We start from the raw sequence: 20433 nt of genomic DNA on the forward strand, positions 1-20433 counted from the left end.
TCAGGCTCCGGTCTGCGCTGTGGTCAGGGCGAGGAAGGCGTCCTCGAGGTTGCGGGAGGTGATCTCGACGTCCCGGGCGGCGGTCCGGGTCAGCAGGTGCCGGGCGACGGCGTCCGAGTCACCGGTCCGCACCAGCACGCTGTCGCCGCGCACCTCCACGGCGTCCACGCCGGGCAGGGCGGCGAGCGCTGCCTGGTCGGCGCCGGGCAGGGTGGCCCGCACGGTACGGCCGGCGGCCAGGTTCTTGATCTCCGCGGTGGTGCCGTCGGCGACGATGCGCCCCTGTCGGACCAGCACGATCCGGTCCGCGTACGCGTCCGCCTCGTCCAGGTAGTGGGTGGCGAAGATGACTGTCCGTCCCCGCCGGGCGTCACGGCGCAGGGCCTGCCAGAAGTCGCGCCGACCCTCGACGTCCATGCCGGTGGTCGGCTCGTCGAGCACCATCAGGTCCGGGTCGGGCAGCAGGGCCAGCGCGAAGCGCAGTCGTTGCTGCTGACCGCCCGAGCAGCGCCCGACCACCCGGTCGGCGATGTCGGTGATACCGGCCCGCTCCAGCACCTCCGCCGCCGGGCGGGTGTGCCGGTAGAAGTGGGCGGTCATCCGTACCGTCTCGCCCACCGTGAGGTCCTTGAGCAGCCCACCGGTCTGGAGTACGGCGGCGACCCGACCTCGGGCCACCGCTTCGTCAGGGGTGCCGCCGAGGACGCGGACGGTGCCCGTGTCCGGGCGGGACAGCCCGAGCAGCATGTCGATGGTGGTGGTCTTGCCCGCGCCGTTCGGGCCGAGGAACGCCACCACCTCGCCGGGCTGCACCCGTAGGCTCAACCCGTCGACAGCGGTGACCGTGCCGAAGCTCTTGGTGAGGCCGTCCAACTCGACAGCCGGATGCGTACTGGTCATGCCACTGATGCTCCGGTGGGGCGTACCCCGATGCCCGGAGCGGTCGTCACGCTCCGACCGTGACATTTGTCAGGGCGGCCGGATTCCGGACGGGCACAGCGGGTAACCGCCGGGCCGAACCGCGACACCGGGAGGACGCGATGGGTGCCACGCCGCAGGGTCAGGTCGACACGGTCGTGCTGATCCACGGGCTCTGGATGACGCCGCGTAGCTGGGAGGGGTGGGCCCGGCGGTACACCGAGCGCGGCATGCACGTCATCGCCCCCGCCTGGCCCGGCATGGACCGGTCAGTGGAGGAGTTGCGCGACGACCCCGGCCCGATCGCCGAGCAGAGCATGGCCACGATCGTGGCGCACTACGACCGGATCATCCGGGCGCTGCCCCGCCCGCCGATCATCATGGGGCACTCGTTCGGCGGCCTGTTCGCCCAGGTCCTTGCCGACCGGGGTCTCGGCGCGGCGGTGGTGGGAGTGCACCCTGCTGCGGTGAAGGGCGTGCTCAAGGTGCCACTGAGTCAGCTGCGCTCGGGCTTTCCGATCCTGCGCAGCCCCGCCAACCGGGGCAAGGCCGTCCCGTTCACCCCTGACGACTTCGCCTACGCCTTCGGCAACACGATGAGCCGCGAGGACTCCGACCGGGCCTGGCGGCGCTACGCCGTCCCCGGCGCCGGGCGGGTCTTCTTCGAGGGCGCGTTCGCCAACCTCGACCCGCGCTCGCCGGCCCGCGTCGACGTCGGTCGCAACGACCGGGCGCCGCTGCTGCTGATGGCCGGCGAGGTCGACCACGTGGTGCCGGCTTCGGTGGTCCGCGCCAACGCCGGGCTCTACCAGAAGTCCCGGGCCCTGACCGCGTACGAGCAGTTCGCCGGCCGATCGCACTTCACCGTCGGCCAGGACGGCTGGGAGCAGATCGCCGACTACGCGCTGGACTGGGCGCTGCGCGCGGCGGCATTGCCCCGCGAGATGACCATCGCCAGCGAGACCCCCCGCCGCTGACCTGGGCTCGGCGCCAGACAGGCGGGCATGATCCACTCGTCGTCCATGACGTCGGGGTATCCCTGGCGCCAGAACACCCCGACTTCACGAAAGCGGAGTGGATCACACCGTTTGCCTGAGTCCTCGGCATGCCCACGGTCTGGCGGGGTATCTCGGTGGGATGAGGGCCAGTTTCCGGCTTGGCCGGGTCGCGGGAGTGCCGGTCGGCGTCAACTGGAGCGTGCTGGTCATCTTCGCGTTGATCGCCTGGGGCTTGGCAGCGAACCAGTTCCCCCGTTCGTACCCCGACCGCTCGTCGGTGGCGTACCTGATCGCCGGGCTGGCCGCGGCGGTGGTGTTCTTCGTCGGCCTGCTCGCCCACGAGGTGTCGCACGCGATCGTCGCCAAACGCAACGGGCTGACTGTCGACGGCATCACGCTGTGGCTGTTCGGCGGCGTGGCCGAGTTGCGGGGCGAGCCGCGTGACCCGGGCGCCGAGTTGCGCATCGCAGGCGTCGGCCCACTGGTCAGCCTGCTGATCGGGGCGTTCTTCGGTGCCATCGCGGCGCTGCTCGCGCTGGCCGGGCAGGGCGGGCTGCTGTTCGGGGCGGTGGCCTGGCTGGCGGGGATCAACGTCCTGCTGGCCATCTTCAACGTGTTGCCGGCCGCGCCCCTGGACGGTGGCCGGTTGCTGCGCGCCGCGGTCTGGAAGGCCACCGGTGACCGGACCCGCGCCTCAGTGGTCGCCGCCCGGGCCGGCTGGGTGCTGGGTGTGCTGCTGATCGGCCTGGGGTTGTGGCAGTTCCTGTCCGGTGTGGGTTTCGGCGGGCTGTGGTTGGCGCTGATCGGCTGGTTCCTGATCGGGGCGGCCGGGATGGAGGAGCGGCAGGCCCGCACCGGCACCGCGCTGCGCGGGATTCGGGTGGGCGATGTGATGACCCCGCAGCCGCAGACCGCCTCGGCGCAGATGACTGTCGCGGACTTCGTCGACCACTACCTGTTCGCGTACCGGCATTCGGCGCTGCCGCTGACCGAGGACGGCCGGCCGACCGGCCTGGTCACCGTCGACCGGGTGCGGGGCGTGCCGCCGGAGCGGCGGGCGTCGACCACGCTGGCCGAGGTGGCCTGTCGAGCCGACGAACTGGTGCTGGCCCAGCCCGGCGAACAGCTCAACGACCTGCTCCCCCGGCTCTCCGAGTGCGCCGACGGCCGCGCCCTGGTGGTGACCGAGGACGGCCGTCTGACCGGCATAGTCTCCCCCAGCGACATCAGCCGCGCCGTCCAACGCAGCACCCTCCGCACCCCCACCCCCTCCCGGTGATGCGGGGCAGGGGGCAGGGGGCAACGGGTCAGGAGTGGGGGCAGGTGTTGCGGTACTCCTGGATGGTTGTCGAGGCGGGGGGTGCGGGGCAGAGGAACTGGTCGTAGCGGGTGTCGTCGTCAACGAAGCGCTTCAGCCAGGAGATGCTGTACTTGGCGACAGTCACGTTCGTCGAGGTGGGCGCGGAGTGGCTGGCGTTGTTGAGTTCCAGGTACGCCTTGTCCAGCGTGGACGGCAGGCTGGTGTAGAAGGGCTCCGAGTGCGACGAGACCGGCGCCACCGAGTCGTTCTCCGCGCCGACCACAAGCGTCGGCACCCGTACGCCGGACCAGTTCTTGACCGTGTGCCAGCCGGTCAGCGGGATCGCGGCCTGCAACTGCGGTCGTGAGTTCGCCGCCGAGAGGCTGCCGCCGCCGCCCATCGAGTGCCCCATCACGGCGAGCCGGTTGCGGTCGATCCGGGTACGCACGCCGCTGGTGTTGGTGAGGTAGTCCAGGGCTGCGAGCAGTTGCGTGCCCCGGCTGGTCGGCTGGTCGTAGCGGGACAACGTGTCGATCGTGATCACCACGAAGCCCTGCGAGGCGAGGCGCGGCCCCAGCCAGGCCACGCTGGACTGGGTGGCGGTGTAGCCGGGTGAGATCGCCACAGCGCCGAAGGTGCCCTCGGCGGTGCTGGTCGGGTAGTAGATCGTTCCTCCCCGGAACCCGCTGACGCTGGAGGCAGCGACGGTGCTCTGGGCGATGGCGAACGGGCCCCGGCTGGCCTCGATGCTGGCCACTGTGGGGGCCGGGCCGCGCTCGTACGGGCTGGCTGCGGCGTGGGCGGCCGGCGCTGCGCCCAGTCCGGCGCCGAGCACTGCCAGGGCGAGCGCCCACCGCAGACCGCGGCGGGGACGAGGGGCGACTGGTTCGGGGGTGATGGCGGGTACGGGCTGCATGTCTCGCTCCGAGGGGTGGAGCCGACGGTCCCGGGACGGGGACCGGACGATGAGACTCATCGACAGACATCAGTGTCTGTCGATGGTCTTCCACCCCACCAATCCCAGCCGCCCCATGCCACGGCGCTATGGCACGCGCTCGGTCAGCGGGGGAAGTAGCGGTCCAGGGCGTCGGTGCGGAACGTGCCCGTCGGGTCCAGGTCGGCCAGGAGCGCGGCGAAGTCGGCGTACCTCGGGTAGCGGGCGGACAGCTCTGCCGGGTCGGTGACGAAGACCTTGCCCCAGTGTGGGCGGGGCGCGAAGGGCGCCAGCCGCTCCTCCACGGCGGCCACCACGGGCAGCACCGCCGCGGTGTCGTCGACCCAGGTGAAGTGCAGCACGAAGCTGTCCCGCCGGTAGTTCGGGCTGAGCCACAGCTCGTCGGCCGCGACCGTCCGCAGCTCGGACACCAGCAGCACCGGGGCGATCAGGTCGGCCAGGTCGTCCAGCGCGGCGAGCGCGTCAGCCGCCGCCGTACGGGCGACGTGGTACTCGGACTGCAGTTCGTCGCCGCTGCTCGGGGTGAAGCCGAGCTTGAAGTGCGGCAGCCGCTCGTGCCACGGGCCCGGCTCGCCGAGCTGCGGGGTGCAGTTCTCCGCCGGCATCCCGAGCACCGGGTGCCGGGGCTGGTCGGCCGCTGTGGTGCCCAGCCAGTCCGCCGAAGGTTGCGGCTGGTCGGCCAACTGCTTGCGCCACACCTCGCGCAGCCGGGGCGTACGGAAGTCGGTGAAGACACTGACGCTGTACGCCGAGCCGAGCGCCTCGTCCAACGCCGTCCGGTCCAGGTCGAGGCGTACGTACTGGCGCAGCGCGAAGGTCGGCACCACGTCCAGGGTCACGCGGGTGACCAGGCCGAGCGCGCCGAGCCCGACCACCATGCCGGCGAACGTGTCGGTGTCGCTGTCGACCCGGAGCAGATCGCCGTCGGCGGTGACCAGCTCCAGGCCGGCGACAGCGCTGGCCAGGTTGCCGTGGGTCTGGCCGGAGCCGTGGGTGGCGGTGGCCACCGCACCGGCCACCGAGATGTGCGGCAGCGAGGCGAGGTTCGCCAGCGCGTACCCCTGGGTGTGCAACTGTCGGGCGAGGTCGCCGTAGCGCAGCGCGCCGCTCACTGTGACCTGTCCCCGCTCGTGGTCCACCTCGACGACCGGGGGCAGCCCGGCGAGGCTGACCAGGTCACCGTCGGTGTCGCCGAGACTGTTGAAGGAGTGCCCGCTGCCCACCGCCCGGATCCGGCTGCTGCCGGCGACGAGCCGGCGCAGTTCGTCGACGGAGGTGGGGCGGTGGAACGCCTTCGCGGCGTACCGCACGTTGCCGGCCCAGTTGCGGCGCGGAACCTCAGTGGTCGACGCGGCGTGCGATCCCTGCGCGGTCATGTGGCGGTCTCCCGATCGGTGCTCTGCTGGTCGGCCAACGCGGTGACGAGGGCGTCCAGAACCGTATCCGTCTGGAACGTGCCGTAACCACGTTGGGCGACCGGCAGACCGGCAGTGATGGCGCGTTCGATCTCTCCGCGGGCCGCCTGCCGGGCTGACGCGTCCCCGGACATCAGCGCGTCCTGGCCGCGTCGGATCAACCGGTCGACCCGGTCCATCTGGTAGCCCCGCAGGCCGACCGGGAGCTCCGGGGTCTCGAAGGCGGCGCGACGCAGCGCGAGCAGGTCGACGAAACGGCCACCGGCATGTTGGGTGAGCGCTGCGGACACCTGCTCGGGCTGCTCACGGACCTGGTCGAGGACGAGCAACTCGACGGCTGCTCGGCCGTCGAGCGGGTGGCGGGCGGTCACCAGCTCACGCGGCACGGCCTGCACCGGCACCATCAGCAGTCGTGGCGGCTCCGGATGGCCGTCGCGTCGGGGCGGCTCGTCGAGGACCAGCACGTCCACCTCGGCCCACCCGATCTCCCGACGCAGGCCGGGCCGCCGGATGCTGAGCCCGTCCGCGTGGATCCTGAACCGGAACGGCCGCATCGCGCTGACCAGCGCCACCGCGCCGAGCGCGATCGCCCCCACCGCGATGATCGTCCGTAGCAGGGCGCCGTCGCTGCGATAGACCAACAGGAGCACTCCACCGAGTACGCACACCAGGGCGAGCGCACGGGCCCCCCGATTCCGGCGCAATTCCACGCTCGGACCCCCGTTTCATGACCGTGGCGTCGGTCCCGACATCTTCCGCCAGACCGGGCACCAAGGACACCGGTCGATCGGGCACGGTTGTTCTCGTCGTCGTCGGGGAACCCTACGCCCATGAGCAGCTACCGCGATCCGGCCGCACGAGGTGACGTCTTCCCCTCCGAGGAGGAGCTGGACCCCACCGGCACCGAGGTCGAGCAGGCCAGCGCACCGCCGGCCGGCGGGCTTCCGAGCCACCCGTCGCCCACCCCCGGCCCTCGACCGACACCGGCGCCCGCGCCCGCCCCGACGCCGGTGCCGGCACCCGGCCCGCCGCCGCGGGCCAGTGGCGCACAGTCGATCGTGACGCGTCACCTGGACGGCTCGGTGGAGGTGGTCACCGACCTCGACGGTGACGGCGTCGCCGACGTCGTCCAGATCGACGTGGACGGCGACGGGATTCCGGACATCACCTACGTGGACAGTGACCGCGACGGGCGGCTGGACACCGTGCTGGGTGACCCGAACGCGGTCGGGACGGGCGTCCACCGGGCCTGACCGGCGGCGGCGTCCCCATGGCCACCGATCGACTCAGAGCTTTGCCATCACCTCGCTGGCGACCAGCTCCAGGTGGTCCAGGTCGCTGAGGTCCAGCACCTGGAGGTAGAACCGCTCGCTGCCGATCTCCGCGTACCTGCCGATGGTGTCCAGCACCTCGGCGGGAGTCCCGGCCAGACCGTTGGCCCGCAGCTCGTCCGGTTCGCGGCCGATGGCGGCGGCCCGCCGGGCCACCTCGGCGTCGTCGCGCCCGCAGCAGAGCACCAGGGCGTTCGACCAGACCATTCCGCCCGGGTCCCGGCCGATCTCGGCGCAGGCCGCGCGGACCCTGTCGAACTGCGCCGCGGTGTCCGGCACCGAGGCGAACGGCAGGTTGAACTCGTCCGCGTAGCGGGCGGCCAGCCGAGGGGTGCGCTTCGGGCCCGTCCCGCCGAGCAGGATCGGAGGACGCGGCTGCACGGGCTTGGGCAGGGCGGGCGAGTCCCGGACCGGGTAGCACCTGCCGTCGTGGTCGAACCGCTCCCCCGGCGGCGTGGCCCAGAGCCCGGTGATGACGGCGAGCTGCTCCTCCAGCCGGTCGAACCGCTCGGCCAGGGGCGGGAACGGGATGCCGTACGCGCTGTGCTCCTCGGCGTACCAGCCGGTGCCGATGCCCAGCTCCACCCGGCCGCCGCTCATCTGGTCGACCTGCGCGACTGTGATCGCCAGCGGGCCGGGCAGCCGGAAGGTGGCGGCGGTCATCAGCGTGCCGAGCCGGATGCGGCTGGTCTCCCGGGCCAGGCCGGCGAGCGTGGTCCACGCGTCGGTGGGGCCGGGCTCGCCGCTCACGTCACCCATCATCAGGTAGTGGTCGGAACGGAAGAACGCGCCGTAGCCGGCGTCCTCCGCGCAGCGGGCGACGGCGAGCAACTGGTCGTAGCTGGCGCCCTGCTGGGGCTCGGTGAAGATCCGAAGTTCCATGATCCGAGCATAGGGAGCCGATCGGCGGTGCCGCGTCGGGACGGCGACTGTCGTCGTATGCTTTGACAGTCATATGACGGAGAAGGCATATTGGAAAGGTGTCCACCGACGCCTTCACCGTCCTCGCCGAGCCCACCCGGCGCCGGATCCTCGATCAGCTCCGCGACGCCGAACGCAGCGTCGGCGAGCTGGTCGACGGGCTCGGAGTCAGCCAGCCAGCCGTCTCCAAACACCTGCGGGTGCTTCGCGACGCCGGCTTCGTCACCTGCCGGACGGCCGCCCGACAGCGGATCTACCGCCTCGACCCCGGCCCACTACGGGACGTCGACGGCTGGCTCGACCCGTACCGGCGACTCTGGGCCCGACACCTGGACGCCCTGGAACGGCACCTCGACAGTCAGGAGCAGTGAATGGACCGCGACGCGTTCCGCCCGAGCCCACCCGCCGACGTGCGCGCCGAGCCCACCGACGGCGGCGCGACACTCGTCTTCGTCCGCGACCTGCGGCATCCGCCGGCCGCCGTCTGGGCGGCACTGACCGACCCGGCCCAGCTCGCGCAGTGGGCGCCGTTCCTCGCCGACCGCGACCTCGGCAGCGCCGGCGCCGCCGTCCTCACCCTCATCGACGGCGAGACCACCCAGGAAGACCCGGCGGCGGTACGCCGGGCCGAGCCGCCGCACCTGCTGGAGTACACCTGGGGCGACGACCTGCTGCGCTGGGAGCTGAGCCCGCTGGGCAGCGGCACCCGGCTCACCCTGCGGCACACGGTCGCCGACCGGGGCATCGTGCCGATGGTCGCGGCCGGCTGGCACCTCTGCCTCGACGTGGCAGACCGGTTGCTCGACGGCGACCCGGTCGGCCCGATCCGCGGCGCGGAGGCCAAGGATTACGGCTGGCCCGAGCTGCGCGACGCGTACGCCGAACGGCTCGGCGAGGGCTGACCGGTGCGGTCCCGGCGGCCCCGGAGCCCGGAGCCGCCGGAACCCGCTCAGACGTACGGCCGCTTGGCGTACGCCTCGCGGAGCGCGGCCAACCCGACGGCCTTCGGCGTCAGGGTGCCCCATCCGGAGTTGAAGTAGTTGGTGCGCACGATCCGTGGCCCACGCTCGGCGTTGAGCTGAGCGATCGCCGCCGGCACCGTGGCGATCCAGGCCGCCTGGTCCGGGATCTCGGCCGACCTGACCCCCCACTCGGCGATGATCACCGGTCGGGACAGCGCCACCGGGCCAAGATCCGCGACCGCCCAGTCCTTGGTACGCCGAAACCGGGCCAGCGCCGTGTGGCTGGCGTTGGTGCCGTACGCGTTCCACTGGAGATAGTCGAGGCGGGACATCAGCGACTCCGGGTGGGTGCGCTGAAAGCAGGCCCGGTCGAAGCCGCCCAGCCCCACCGAGAAGGTCGTCCCGGCCGGCAGCGTCCGCGCCTTGAACCACGTCAGGATGTAGTTCATCGCCTGCACCGCCCGAGCGTCCGACTCGGCCCAGGTGTATGCCTTGCCGTCCTCGGTGGTGCCGAACTCGTGATCGGTGTCCAGTTCCGAGGCGAGCTGGATGTTCACCCCGAAGCCGAGCGTCCGGTACTGCGACAGGGCACGGGCCAGCAGCCCGTCACACTGCCCCTTGAGCACCTGGCCGTACCCGTACGCCTTCGGCCAGGTCGCGCCGGGGCGCTGCTGGATGGTCATCGTCGGCGCCGGCACCGTGTAGCTGGTGCCGTCCACAGCGAAGCTCTGCGGTCCGTAGTTCGGAGCACCGTAGTGCTTCAGCTCCAGGACCATGTTCATCTGCACCCCGGCCTTGCCCAGGCTGACCAGCCAGGGGCGGTTGTAGCCGGGGAAGATGTAGCCGTCGGCGAGGCTGCGGTACTGGGTGAGCGACCGGAAGTTGCCGCCGGCCATGTCGGCGGTCGGATCGGCACCGCCGGAGAGGTAGTAGCCGCCGAGCACGGGTTGGCCCAGGCTGTAGTCGGCGGCGGCCGTCGCGGTGTTGCCGGCGGCGTCGCGGACCTGGACGGTTACCCGGGGCATCACGCCACCGACCGATACACGGCCACGGAGCCGTTGTCGGAAACCCGGGTCCAGGTACGCCCGGAGTTGTCGGTGACGGTCACCGCGAGCGGGTCGATGACCGCCGTGACCTTGACCGGCGCGCTGCTGTTGCCCTGCGCGTCGGCGACCACGATGGTGACGGTCAGCGGTTTGGTGTCGGCGTCTGAGTAGGTGACTGTCAGCAGCATCTGGTCACCCGGCGCGAAGACGGATGCGTTCAGGGCTGCGGTTGCAGTGGGAGCGGCCATGTCGGGCCCTTTCTTGCTCGGTCGCCGGGGCTCCGGCGCGCGGTTCAGCGACGCCGGACCCTGGCGGGGTCCACAGTGCGAAAGGCCGGCGGGGCACGGGGACGGTAGGCACTACCGGCGGACGGAGTTACCTGACTGCCGGTGGTGCTGACGTCCTTGTCCCGGTGGGCGGAGGCACCGCCGCGGGCGCCCGCGGTGGTGTCGGTGACAGCCACGGCCTGTCGTACGCGCGATCGGCACGGCGGCTGTGCCGTGACCGCCACGGCTTCGAGGCCGGGCTGGGTGAGGGCGGCGCCGGTACGGACGATGTTGTCCCCACCGGTCCGGAGGATCGGGATGTGGCCCGCCACCCGTCTACCTCCACCTGCCCCAAGGGTGCTCTACCTGGGGCTTTACCGTCTTGTCCGAATTGCGACAAGGGCCCGGAAGGGCTCGGCGCGACTGTTACTCGGGCAGCGTGCCGCGTACGGCCCAGGCCCGCGCGGTGAGCCGGATCGAGCCGTCCGGCTCGACCGGCAGCCGGGTGGCCAGCGACTCCCGCAGCGCGGCCCGGTCGGATTCGGCCAACGTCGCGACGTATCCCGGCGCCGACCCCTGACCGCCGAGGAACGGCGTCCAGTAGTCGGCGAAGTCGGTGAAGGTCGTCGGTACGTCGACCGGCCAGACCGACACGTCCCGCAACCCGGCCCGCTCCCACAACGTGCGGAGCGCGTCGGGCTGACACACAGTGGTGCGGTTCCCCTCGTTCAGCTTCGCCGAGGCCCTGTCGAGCTGTGCGGCGGCGGCCCAGAAGTGCCGCATCATCGCCATCCCCTCGGCGTAGTCCCAGACGTAGGCGGCCACCACCCCGGCCGGCCGGACCACCCGGGCGAACTCCGCCACCGCCCGCTCGGGCTCCGGCACGAAGTTGAGCGTCAATCCGCTGACCACCACGTCCGCGACACCATCGGGCAGCGGCAGCGCCAGCGCGTCACCGACCTGGAAGGCCGCCCGGGGGTCGGTGACCCGGGTACGCGCGACAGCGACGAAACCCTCCGACGGGTCGATGCCGGTTATCTCGACGGGGTCGCTGTGGCTGAGGATCGTCGAGGTCAGTGCTCCGGTGCCGCTCCCCACGTCGAGCCAGTGCCGCCCCGGCGCAACGGCCAAGCCGCGCAGGAACTCCACAGCGACCAGGCGGCTCCACCGACCCACGTACGCCTCGTACGCGTCACCGTTCGCCCACACCGGCTGCACCATCGGAGAACGATACGACAGGCCCCGCTGCTAGGACACCGGGCCGCGCTAACTTACTGATCATGGCGGACTGGGAGCTTCGGCCGGCCTCGGCGGCGGACGTCGAAGCGGTGGCCGAGTTGCGGGCGGTGGTGCTGCGGGCCGACCTGGAGCGGCTCGGGCGGTACGACGAACAGCGGGTACGGCAGCGCCTGCGGGACCGTTTCGCGCCGGCGTACACCTGGGTCGTCGAGGTGGACGGCGCGTTCGCCGGCTGCGTGGCGCTGCGGCCCGACGCGGACGCCAACTGGCTGGAGCACTTCTACCTGGCCCCGCTGTTGCAGGGCAGTGGCATCGGCACGGCAGTGCTGCGCGAGCTGCTGGACCGGTGCGATCGCGCCGGCACGCAGGTGCGTTTGAACGTGCTGCGGGGCAGCCCGGCCCGGAGGCTGTACGAGCGGCACGGCTTCGCGGTCGACACCGAGGATCCGGTGGACGTGTTCATGGTCCGTGCTCCCCGGACGATCACCGCCGAGGCCCGGACGCTGTCAATGTAGCGTTGACAGATGACGGCGGAGCTGGCTCGGTTGGCGGAGGTTCGCGCTACCCGCGCCCGCCTGGACGAGCAGGAGCTGGAGATCATCGACCGCGCGCGCCACGACGGTGCGACGTGGGCCCAGATCGCGACGGCACTCGGCCTCGGCAGCAGGCAGGCCGCCGAGCAGCGTCGCCAGCGGCTGATGGCGGCGCGGTGGTCGCGGCGGCAGCGGCTCGACCTCCGGATGCCTCCGCAGATCGCGACGCTGCGGGCGGCGGTGGCCGACCTCGGCCGGTGGATCGGCGCCGATCAGCGGTGGGACAGCCGATTTCGCCGAGCGGCGCTCGTGCGGAGCACCGTGGACGCCGCGTTGGACGCCACCCCGGGCTCGCTGCACGCGTTGGCAGTGCTCCTCGCCACCGATCTCGCCGAAGCGGGTGAGCGACTGCCCGCGCCCGCTCGAACCGCCGCGACGAAGATCGACGTCGCCCTGTCAACGGACCGTTGACAGGGCGCAGCGGCATTGCCCGTGCGTCGCTCAAGCTTGAGGATATGAGTCACCTCGACTCAACTCGGAGTGCTCATGCGTCGCAACGCGGGCCTGTTCGTGGCGATCTCCCTGCTGTCCGGCTTCGGCAGCAGCGCCATGTCCCTGGTCGCCGGCATCTGGATCCTGGACCTCACCGGCTCGACCAGCCTCGCCGCCCTCGCCGGGCTCTGCGTCTACGCCCCGGTGCTCGCCGGCCCGTGGCTGGGCGGCCTGCTCGACCGGGCACCCCGGCGGCCGCTGGTCATCGCCGTCAACCTCATGCTGGCAGCCACACTGCTGGCGCTCCTCGCGGTACGCGGGCCGGGGCAGACCTGGCTCATCTTCGCCGTCTCGTGCGCCTACGGCATCAGCTACGTGCTGATCGACGCCGGCGAGACGGCGCTGCTGCCGTCGGCACTCGCGCCGACCGAACTCGGCGACGTCAACGGGTGGCGCTCCAGCGCACAGGAGGGCATGAAGCTCGTCGCTCCACTGGCCGGGGCCGGCCTCTACGCCTGGCGGGGCGGCCACGCTGTCGCCGTCCTCAGTGCGGCAATGCCGATCCTGGTCGCCACCCTGTACGCGCTTCTTCGCCTGAACCGGACGCCCGCCGCGCGACCCACCGAAGGCGGCGACGGCCCGCGCGCCGGCTTGGTGGTCCTGTTCGGACAGCGAGCGACACGGCTGCCGGTCGTGCTCGCCGCGATGTCGATCGCCATGTCCGGCTTCACGACGGCGGGGATCTACGCGATCGTTGTGACCGAGCTGCGCCTGCCGACGACGTTCCTGGGTGTGCTGGCCGGCGCGCAGGGCGCCGGTTCCATTCTCGGTGGCCTGATAGTCGGCCGGCTCATCGCGGCACGAGGTCCCGGTGCCGTCGGTGTCGTCGGAACGGCGCTGTTCGCGATCGGCTGCCTGGCGCGCTGCCTGCCGTGGTGGCCGGCCACTGTCGTCGGGGCGGTGGTGGCCGGCGTCGGGCTGCCCTGGACCCTGGTCGCGGCGGTGACCGCCGTGCAGACCCACACGCCATCGGCGCTGCTGGGACGGGTCTCCGCGACGGCCAACACCGCGATGTTCGGACCGCTCGTCGTGGCGATCCCGCTCGGCTCCGCGGCCGTTCACCTCGGCGCCCGCCCGCCGCTCATGACGGCCGCGGCGATCTGCCTGACCGCAGCGGTGGTGGCCAGCCTCCACGACCGGTCGACGCCGTACGACGAGACACCGACCGCGCGCCCACCACGCCGATCGGTGGGAACGGGTCCGGCGAGCCGCTGACCGGGGTCACCGGCGTACCGGATGGGTCGCCTGGAAGGCGAGTCGACGGTCCGCGTCGGCGGCGATCCGGTCGAGGATGTCGTCCAGGTCGAGGAAGACCGACCAGCGCTCCCGGCCGGTGGCGTGGGCCAGCCGGTCCACGAGCAACTCTTCCAGGTCCGTGACCCGCTTTCCCTTCCACACCTTGTCGGCCACGCTGACCAGCAGGTCGTCGACGCCGACGCCGTCCTGGTGCCAGGACGCGTGGTCGCGCGCGAACCGGGCCGACGACTCGGCGACGCCGTGCTGGAGCAGCAGCTCGTAACCGGCGGGCTCGTGGGCGGAACCGGGCCCGGACAACTCCTCCGGGTGCCGGACCTTGCCGATGTCGTGGGTGGCGGCGCCGAAGAGCACCGCCTCGCTGTCGAACGGGAGTTGCGGGAACCGGTGCGCCATCGCGTCGGTGAGCTGCGCGGCCACGTCGTGCACGGCCCGCAGGTGCGCGGCGAGGCGCGGCGGCGCGTCCAGGGCCTCCAGTAGGGCGACGACCTGGTCGGGCAGGGGCCGTAGCGGCGGGTCCGCGGGTGCGGTGAGGGCTCGGCGCAACGGATCGGACGTCACCGCGGCAAGGGTACGACCACAGCGCACTCCCGGCCCCTCCCGCGGGACATCCAGAGCTGGTTGCGCTCGGCTACGCTCCCCCGCACCAGGGAAGGGGTCCATCGGTGCGAGATCGACTACGGCAGGTCGCGATGGTGCTGCTCGGCGCGGCGCTGTTCGGCACCGCCGGCCTGAGCCTCGGCTCCTGGTACGCCGGCCGCGGCACCGTGCCAGTCAACTTCGACCGGGTAGAGAGCATGGCGGCGGAGTTGCTTCCCGGCACCGAGTCAGTCGGCTCGAGCGTCGGCCTCAACTACGTCCACGGTGCCCTGGGCCCCGACGACTTCGGCTCGGCGTACGCGGAATACCACTACGTCGACGCTATAGCTGACGAATGCAGGCACTCCGAATTGGTACGGCGCAACGCCGCCGCACTGGGTTGGCAGGGCAACCATCGGGTCACTGGCACGCCATGCGATGGCTGGCGGGCCGAACGGGACGGGCTGACAGCCACGCTCACCCAGGTGGACCGCATGGCGGTCCTGAGGTTCGTGCCAGCCGCGCCGGACGGCTACGTCACCGTCATCCTCATTGCCACCGTCCCGGGTGCCGCGGCCGGCGCGGTGCTGTTCGGGCTGGCGGGACGGCGACGTCCACCCGTACCCCGACTGGTTGGCACGCTGGTGACGATCGTCCTCCTCCCGGGCGTCGTCCTCACCTGGCAGGGCCTGTTGGCGAATGGATTGGCCGAACCGACGTGGCCGGTCTGGCCCGCCCTCGCTCCCGTGCTGGTGCCGCTGGCGCTCGTGCTGCTGCTGGCCGGGCGGATCTTCTACGTGGGTCGGCGGAAGCCGAGCCGGGTCTCCGGCCCCAGCACGAGCCAACCCTGAACCGTCCGCTGTCCGCCGTCCGCCGTCCGTCTGGATACTGTCTAGTCATGCCGCTCAGTCCGGACGAGGTCGAGGTGTTCGAGCACTCCAGGGCCCGCCTGGAGGCGATCGCCTATCGCCTGCTGGGCTCGGCCAGCGACGCGGAGGACGCCGTCCAGGACACCTTCCTCCGCTGGCAGGGCGCCAACCGGGAGCACGTCGAAACGCCCGAGGCGTGGCTGACGAAGGTCCTCACCAACGTCTGCCTCAACCAGCTGACCTCGGCGCGGGCCAGACGAGAGACCTATGTGGGCACGTGGCTGCCCGAACCGGTCCTCGCCGGGGACCGGATGCTCGGCCCGCTCGACACCGCCGAGCAACGCGAGTCGGTCTCGATGGCGGTGCTCACCCTGCTGGAGCGCTTGTCGCCGAACGAGCGCGCGGTGTACGTGCTGCGGGAGGCCTTCGGCTACTCGCACGGTGAGGTCGCCGCGATCCTCGGCATCAGCGAGTCGAACTGCCAGCAGACCTACCGGCGTGCCAAGCAGCACGTCACCGCCGAACGGGCCCGCGCGGAGGTCGACCTGGCCACCGCCCGGAAGGTCGTCGCGGAGTTCCTCACGGCGGCCAACAACGGCGAGATTCAGCGGCTGGTGGAGTTGCTGACCGACGACGCGACGAGCACCGCCGACGGCGGCGGCAAGATCCCGGCCCGGTCCGCGCCCATCGTCGGCGCGCTGGCGGTGGCGAAGTTCCTGCGTGGCCTGTTCAAGCCCGCCGATGTCAAGCGGGACCTGGTCGGGGGCAGCCCAGCCATGTACGTCACCACCGCCAACGGCGCTCCGGCAGTGGTGGTCGTGATCGACGACCGGGTCATCGGCGTGATGTCGGTGCAGGTGACGCCCGAGGGTGTCACTGCCATCCACAACCAGGTCAACCCCGACAAGCTCGTCCGCGCCACCCGGCAGTGGTCCGCCTCGGAGCACGAGGAGCCCACCCTCCGCGTCTGGTGATCCAGCTCATAGCCAACTCCTGTCAGGAATCGCGTCGCTGTCCGGTTCAGGAAGCGACCACCACCGAGACAGGAGTGCCACCATGAAGCACCGCATCGTCGTCCTCGGAGCGGGTTACGCCGGAGCCATGGCCGCCGGGCGCCTCGCCAAGCGGCTGCACCCGGACGACACCGAGATCACCCTCGTCAACGCCGACGCGGACTTCGTCGAGCGGGTCCGCATGCACCAACTCGCCACCGGACAGGACCTCACACCACGCCCACTGAGCAAGGTCTACGCCGGCACCGGCGTCAACCCTCGACGGGCGCGGGTCACGGCCGTCGACGTCGACCGCAGGACCGTCGCGCTGGCCGACGACAACGGCACCGACGAGATCGCGTACGACACGCTCGTCTACGCCCTCGGCAGCGTTGCCGCCGACCACGGCGTCCCCGGGGTCGCCGAGCACGCGTACGACATCGCCGGCAGGCCCTCGGCGCTGCGGTTGCGCGACCGCCTCGCCCACCTCGCGGCCGGCGGGACCGTGCTCGTCGTCGGCGGCGGCCTCACCGGCCTGGAAGCGGTCACCGAGATCGCGGAGACCCGGCCGGACCTCGATGTCGCGCTCGCCGCGCGCGGGGGTCTCGGCGACTGGCTCAACGGCAAGGCGCAGCAGCACCTGCGTGGCGTCTGCGACCGGCTCGGCATCACGGTGCACGAACACACCGACATCGCGCGGGTCGAGGCGACCGGTGCTGTCACCCGAGACGGTCGGGAGATCCCGGCCCAGGTGACGGTGTGGACGACCGGCTTCGCCGTGCACCCCATCGCCGCCGCCACGACCCTGACGGTCGCGGCGACCGGACAGATCATCGTCGACTCCAGCATGCGGTCGGTCTCACACCCCGAGGTGTACGCGGTGGGCGACGCCGCGATCGCCGAAGGGCCGGGCGGCAAGCCACTGCGGATGTCCTGCGCCTCGGGCATCCCGATGGCCTGGCAGGCCGCCGACGCCATCGCCGCACGCCTGACCGGTCGGGCGAAGTTCCCCAAGGCCCCGCTGCGCTACTTCAACCAGTGCATCAGCCTCGGCCGCCGCGACGGCATCATCCAGTACGTGACCGCCGACGACCGGGCCAGGCCGGCCCAGCTCACCGGGAAGCTGGCGGCCCGCTACAAGGAGTTCGTCTGCGCGGGCGCCGCGTGGAGCATCGCGCACCCGGTGCTCTACCCGGTGCGCCGCCACCGCGTCGTCCCGACCAGAACGGAGATGCGCACGGCCGCGTCCTGACGGGTGGCTGAGGCGCGGCGCCCGGCTCCGGTGCCGCGAGCCAAACCCGGCGGGCGGCGGCGTCAGTGTCCTCGCGGGTTGACCGAGGGCGCGTTCCTCTGGAGATACCGCATCAACGACCGCCTGCCCAACTTCAACGCCGCGCTGGTGACCGCCTGATCGCGTTGAAGGGAGAGTTCGGCAAAACGGGCTCGCACATCGGTCAGCGGTTGGTGTGGAGCCCAGATGGTCCGGAAGGCCCTGGCCTGGTCGGCCAGGGCCTGGTTGGCCGCAGCGGAGGTGAACGCCACTTCGCTGCGGTGGGCGGCCCCGGAACTGCTGGCCACCGAGGCGAGGCCGGCGGCCACCAGGGCCGCGATCGCGGCCGCCGTGCCGAGCTCGGCGGAGGCCAGCCCGGCCGCCCCCGACGCGCCGGCGAGGACCGCCGACGAGACAGTGGTCAGGGTGTTCCAGCGTTGCCAGAACGCGGCTTGCCTCCGTTGAAGTGAAGCCCAGGAGTCGTGCCGCTGCTCGAGCAACTCGGCTTCGGCGACGAAGACGGCGCGCTCCCGCTGCTCCCCATCCATGCATCACATCGTGTCAGAGGTCCGCACAGCCGCCTCCTGACCGGACATGTGCCAGCCCTAGGCTGTCGCAATGGCGGCGGAACATGTGGTGATCGATCTCGACGAACACGGTCCTGAGCCGGCCGAACGGAGTGGCAGCACCCACGGGAGCGTCGCGAACAGGCGGAAGATACTCCTGTCACTCGTCGCCGCCTTCGCGATCGGTGTGGTGCTCGGCGGCATCGGTGTCGGCGAGTTGCGCGACTCTCGGGCACAGCGCGAGCGGTCCACTGTGGTCTCGCTCGTGGCCCTGCCCGAGTCGGGCTTCTCGGGAGGCTTCAACAGCAGGGGAACCGTCCTGCTGAACGGGCAGCTGACACTGATCAACACCGGCCCCGCGCCGATCACGATCCGCGCGGTTCAGGCAGAAAGGCCGGGCGTCCAGGTACGGAGTATGGGCCAGGCCCGGCAGGTCCGCCCGGGTGGCACCGGCCAGATCCCCGTCGAACTGCAACTGGAGTGCGCGAAGGCGTTCGAGCTGGAGCCGTTGTCGGTGCGGTTCTCCGTCGAGACCGAGGACAAGCGGCTCAGAGAGGCGCGCTACCCGGTCGCTCTCGTCGGGAGCGCCTGGCACGAGGACGCCCAGAGCCTGTGCGAGCCCCGACTCGACTCATAGCCGGGGCGACCCACCTCCCGGTGGCTCCTCGAGGTGCGAGGACCCGCCGCGAGGCGACAGAAGTCCGGCCGTGTGGGTGTCGGGCGGGCCGGAGTCCCGCTGGGCGCCGGCCCGCCCGCATTCGCCCGAAGCCGATTACCAGCCGTGACCCCAACCGGCTTGAGCCGGCGCGGCCATCCAGGTGGCCGCCAGGATGGCCCCGACGGCCGCTGCGTAGATAACACGACGGATTCGCATGATGTCTCCCTCTCCAGGGGTGTGTGTCGCCGCTTGAACAGGCGACAGCGCTGACCGAACGTTGGAGGCCCCCACATGTCGGCGACTTCATCACCCATGTCGTTCGCCGGCGTCCGGGTGATTGGACGTCAGCGTATTGCCGCCAGTTAGGCATCCACTACGGTCGGTGCTTGTTCCGAACAGCTATGCGGCCGTCCGGGCTGCTCACCGGCCTGTTCGGACCTGTTCGGGCCGCTCAGACCGGCTGCGTCTGCTCGACCAGGTGGACCAGCATCAGCGCCGTCCTCTTGTCGGGTTGCACAAAAGCGGTCCGGATCAGGTACGTGCCACGAGCCAGGTCCACGGTGAGGTGGGTGGTGTGCTCCAGCCCGTCGCCGGTGTAGCCGGAGTCGAACAACTCGGCCGGCCCGCTGGTCGTCCACGTACCCGCGTCCTCCCAGCGGGCGATCCTGACCGCCCGGGGAACGAGGCGGACGACATCCGCCTCGGAGGCGGCGTAGAGCCACCGTACGAAGATCCGCCGGTCCGGGAGGTACGTGGTGGAAGCCGGCTCGTCGGCCAGAACGAGCGCCTGGACGGCACCGACGTCAAGCACCCCCACGTAACCGTCGACCCGGCAGGCCCGGTCGTAGTCACCCCAGGAGTCATCGTCGTCGACCGACGCGCCCCTCCACTCGCCGAGCGCCGTCGTCGGCACGACGATGAGCGGCCCGCCGCCCGACTCGACCCACTGCAGCAGGCTGGCCGGCGTGCGCGTACGAGCGAGGACGCCCGCCAGGTCGGTCATGTCGGTGACGATCGCGTCGGCGCCGGCGGCGGTGAGGCGTTCGGCCTTGCCGGGTTTGTTGGCGTACCCGATGCAGGCGACACCGGCTGCGCGGGCGGCTTCCACGTCGGTGACCGAGTCACCGACCAGAACAGCGGCATCGGGTGCGACCTTCAGCTCTTGCAGGGCCCGCACAACGGGCGTCGGGTTGGGCTTCAGCAGATCGGGGTGCTCGCCTCGCCCGATGACGGCGGCGAAGTAGCGGGACCGGTCGCGGCGCCCGAGGTAGGCGTCGATGGCGGCGGCGGAGTTGTTGCTGACGATGGCGAGGGGGCGCCCGGTCGCCAGGCACGCCGCGACCAGGTCGAAGGCTCCGATCGTGGTCTCCGCGGACGCCGCTGCCTCGACCTCCGCCGCCGCCAGGGCCGCACCGACCTCCCCGACCAGCTCGGGCGCGAACACGGCTGTCGCACGGAACAGCTCCAGCGGGTCGTCCCCGTCGCGCAGTTCGTCGGGCAGGACGACGCCCCGGCTGAGGATCAGCTCACGCAGGTCGGCGGCGATGCGCGGCGCGGCCCTGCTGCCGAAGAGGCGGCAGATCGGACCGTCGAAGTCGACGAGTACGACTTCGGCCCGCTCGGCGATGTCGGCGAGCCGGTCGGGCGGCTGTTCTGCCTCGCTCGTCACCATGCGCTCCCACAGGCCGTCTTCGCCATTAAGGCTGTCGATCCTAGAGACCGAGCCACGATCCCGCCCGACGTCGTCGGTCCGGTCGGTGTCGCGTCCGCCATGGGCCCCCCGAGGTGTGCGCGGCAACCGGGCGGGTC

At 71.7% G+C, this 20433-nt stretch carries 23 protein-coding genes; 12 read left to right on the plus strand and 11 right to left on the minus strand.

The genetic code is table 11. The features are described from left to right. Positions 1 to 900 (minus strand): ABC transporter ATP-binding protein, encoded by a 900-nt coding sequence (locus AB0C20_RS17480; RefSeq protein ID WP_357181345.1) that lies wholly within the window; start codon positions 898 to 900, stop codon positions 1 to 3. A gap of 59 nt (positions 901 to 959) precedes the next feature. Here AB0C20_RS17480 and AB0C20_RS17485 point away from each other — a divergent pair, with 59 nt between their 5' ends. Then, positions 960 to 1895 carry an alpha/beta fold hydrolase gene (locus AB0C20_RS17485; RefSeq protein ID WP_357181348.1) on the plus strand — a complete coding sequence of 312 codons (936 nt, stop codon included), beginning with the start codon at positions 960 to 962 and terminating at the stop codon, positions 1893 to 1895. 160 nt (positions 1896 to 2055) lie between these two features. After that, positions 2056 to 3195: a site-2 protease family protein gene (locus AB0C20_RS17490; RefSeq protein WP_357181351.1), complete on the plus strand. Its 1140-nt coding sequence runs from the start codon at positions 2056 to 2058 to the stop codon at positions 3193 to 3195. A gap of 28 nt (positions 3196 to 3223) precedes the next feature. Here the strand turns inward: AB0C20_RS17490 and AB0C20_RS17495 are convergent, their stop codons facing one another. The 3 genes from AB0C20_RS17495 to AB0C20_RS17505 form a co-directional block, all read right to left on the minus strand. Then, entirely contained in the window at positions 3224 to 4132 is a 909-nt protein-coding gene (locus AB0C20_RS17495; protein WP_357568346.1) for an alpha/beta hydrolase, read from the minus strand. Between the two features lie 143 nt (positions 4133 to 4275). Beyond that, complete coding sequence (locus AB0C20_RS17500) at positions 4276 to 5547, minus strand: FAD-binding protein (protein WP_357181356.1); 1272 nt, start codon at positions 5545 to 5547, stop codon at positions 4276 to 4278. Continuing rightward, entirely contained in the window at positions 5544 to 6296 is a 753-nt protein-coding gene (locus AB0C20_RS17505) for a hypothetical protein (RefSeq protein WP_357181359.1), read from the minus strand. Before AB0C20_RS17505 ends, AB0C20_RS17500 begins: the two co-directional genes overlap by 4 nt. Positions 6297 to 6416: 120 nt before the next feature. Here AB0C20_RS17505 and AB0C20_RS17510 point away from each other — a divergent pair, with 120 nt between their 5' ends. Further along, positions 6417 to 6839, plus strand: coding sequence for a hypothetical protein (locus AB0C20_RS17510; protein WP_357181362.1), 423 nt, complete (start codon positions 6417 to 6419; stop codon positions 6837 to 6839). Between the two features lie 33 nt (positions 6840 to 6872). Here the strand turns inward: AB0C20_RS17510 and AB0C20_RS17515 are convergent, their stop codons facing one another. After that, on the minus strand, positions 6873 to 7799 hold the full coding sequence (locus tag AB0C20_RS17515) for an LLM class F420-dependent oxidoreductase (RefSeq protein ID WP_357181365.1): 927 nt from the start codon (positions 7797 to 7799) through the stop codon (positions 6873 to 6875). Positions 7800 to 7897: 98 nt separating this feature from the next. Here AB0C20_RS17515 and AB0C20_RS17520 point away from each other — a divergent pair, with 98 nt between their 5' ends. Continuing rightward, the gene (locus AB0C20_RS17520; RefSeq protein ID WP_112699184.1) at positions 7898 to 8209 is read left to right on the plus strand and encodes a metalloregulator ArsR/SmtB family transcription factor; all 312 of its coding nucleotides are present in this window, start codon (positions 7898 to 7900) and stop codon (positions 8207 to 8209) included. Then, positions 8210 to 8740 (plus strand): SRPBCC family protein, encoded by a 531-nt coding sequence (locus AB0C20_RS17525; RefSeq protein ID WP_357181368.1) that lies wholly within the window; start codon positions 8210 to 8212, stop codon positions 8738 to 8740. A gap of 47 nt (positions 8741 to 8787) precedes the next feature. Here the strand turns inward: AB0C20_RS17525 and AB0C20_RS17530 are convergent, their stop codons facing one another. The 3 genes from AB0C20_RS17530 to AB0C20_RS17540 all read right to left on the minus strand — a co-directional run bounded on the left by AB0C20_RS17530 (position 8788) and on the right by AB0C20_RS17540 (position 11333). Continuing rightward, positions 8788 to 9825 (minus strand): hypothetical protein, encoded by a 1038-nt coding sequence (locus AB0C20_RS17530; RefSeq protein WP_357181371.1) that lies wholly within the window; start codon positions 9823 to 9825, stop codon positions 8788 to 8790. Beyond that, positions 9825 to 10094: a hypothetical protein gene (locus AB0C20_RS17535; protein ID WP_357181374.1), complete on the minus strand. Its 270-nt coding sequence runs from the start codon at positions 10092 to 10094 to the stop codon at positions 9825 to 9827. Before AB0C20_RS17535 ends, AB0C20_RS17530 begins: the two co-directional genes overlap by 1 nt. A gap of 444 nt (positions 10095 to 10538) precedes the next feature. Beyond that, positions 10539 to 11333, minus strand: a complete 795-nt coding sequence (locus AB0C20_RS17540) for a class I SAM-dependent methyltransferase (protein WP_357181377.1) — start codon at positions 11331 to 11333, stop codon at positions 10539 to 10541. A 59-nt stretch (positions 11334 to 11392) separates the two neighbouring features. On the opposite strand from AB0C20_RS17540, the gene AB0C20_RS17545 reads away from it, so the two are divergent. The 3 genes from AB0C20_RS17545 (at position 11393) to AB0C20_RS17555 (ending at position 13651) form a co-directional block, all read left to right on the plus strand. Then, positions 11393 to 11866: a GNAT family N-acetyltransferase gene (locus AB0C20_RS17545; RefSeq protein ID WP_357181381.1), complete on the plus strand. Its 474-nt coding sequence runs from the start codon at positions 11393 to 11395 to the stop codon at positions 11864 to 11866. Between the two features lie 9 nt (positions 11867 to 11875). Further along, positions 11876 to 12355, plus strand: a complete 480-nt coding sequence (locus tag AB0C20_RS17550; RefSeq protein WP_357568347.1) for a hypothetical protein — start codon at positions 11876 to 11878, stop codon at positions 12353 to 12355. Positions 12356 to 12430: 75 nt separating this feature from the next. Beyond that, the gene (locus AB0C20_RS17555; protein ID WP_357181388.1) at positions 12431 to 13651 is read left to right on the plus strand and encodes an MFS transporter; all 1221 of its coding nucleotides are present in this window, start codon (positions 12431 to 12433) and stop codon (positions 13649 to 13651) included. Positions 13652 to 13657: 6 nt separating this feature from the next. Here AB0C20_RS17555 and AB0C20_RS17560 read toward each other — a convergent pair whose 3' ends face one another. Further along, on the minus strand, positions 13658 to 14251 hold the full coding sequence (locus AB0C20_RS17560; RefSeq protein ID WP_357568348.1) for an HD domain-containing protein: 594 nt from the start codon (positions 14249 to 14251) through the stop codon (positions 13658 to 13660). 104 nt (positions 14252 to 14355) lie between these two features. Here AB0C20_RS17560 and AB0C20_RS17565 point away from each other — a divergent pair, with 104 nt between their 5' ends. The 3 genes from AB0C20_RS17565 to AB0C20_RS17575 all read left to right on the plus strand — a co-directional run bounded on the left by AB0C20_RS17565 (position 14356) and on the right by AB0C20_RS17575 (position 17382). Next, entirely contained in the window at positions 14356 to 15120 is a 765-nt protein-coding gene (locus AB0C20_RS17565) for a hypothetical protein (RefSeq protein ID WP_357181393.1), read from the plus strand. A gap of 47 nt (positions 15121 to 15167) precedes the next feature. Continuing rightward, a complete protein-coding gene (locus AB0C20_RS17570) occupies positions 15168 to 16112 on the plus strand; it encodes an RNA polymerase sigma-70 factor (protein ID WP_357181395.1) in 945 nt (314 codons plus the stop codon). A gap of 82 nt (positions 16113 to 16194) precedes the next feature. Next, on the plus strand, positions 16195 to 17382 hold the full coding sequence (locus AB0C20_RS17575) for an FAD-dependent oxidoreductase (RefSeq protein WP_357181398.1): 1188 nt from the start codon (positions 16195 to 16197) through the stop codon (positions 17380 to 17382). Positions 17383 to 17444: 62 nt separating this feature from the next. Here AB0C20_RS17575 and AB0C20_RS17580 read toward each other — a convergent pair whose 3' ends face one another. Further along, a complete protein-coding gene (locus AB0C20_RS17580; RefSeq protein WP_357568349.1) occupies positions 17445 to 17948 on the minus strand; it encodes a hypothetical protein in 504 nt (167 codons plus the stop codon). A 70-nt stretch (positions 17949 to 18018) separates the two neighbouring features. On the opposite strand from AB0C20_RS17580, the gene AB0C20_RS17585 reads away from it, so the two are divergent. Beyond that, positions 18019 to 18603 (plus strand): hypothetical protein, encoded by a 585-nt coding sequence (locus AB0C20_RS17585; RefSeq protein WP_357181405.1) that lies wholly within the window; start codon positions 18019 to 18021, stop codon positions 18601 to 18603. A gap of 472 nt (positions 18604 to 19075) precedes the next feature. On the opposite strand, the gene AB0C20_RS17590 is transcribed toward AB0C20_RS17585, so the two are convergent. Continuing rightward, positions 19076 to 20293, minus strand: a complete 1218-nt coding sequence (locus AB0C20_RS17590) for an Imm21 family immunity protein (RefSeq protein WP_357568350.1) — start codon at positions 20291 to 20293, stop codon at positions 19076 to 19078. Between the last annotated feature and the right edge of the window lie 140 nt (positions 20294 to 20433).

The sequence above is a fragment of the Micromonospora sp. NPDC048843 genome (genome assembly GCF_040649965.1).
GTDB classification, from domain to species: domain Bacteria; phylum Actinomycetota; class Actinomycetes; order Mycobacteriales; family Micromonosporaceae; genus Micromonospora; species Micromonospora hortensis.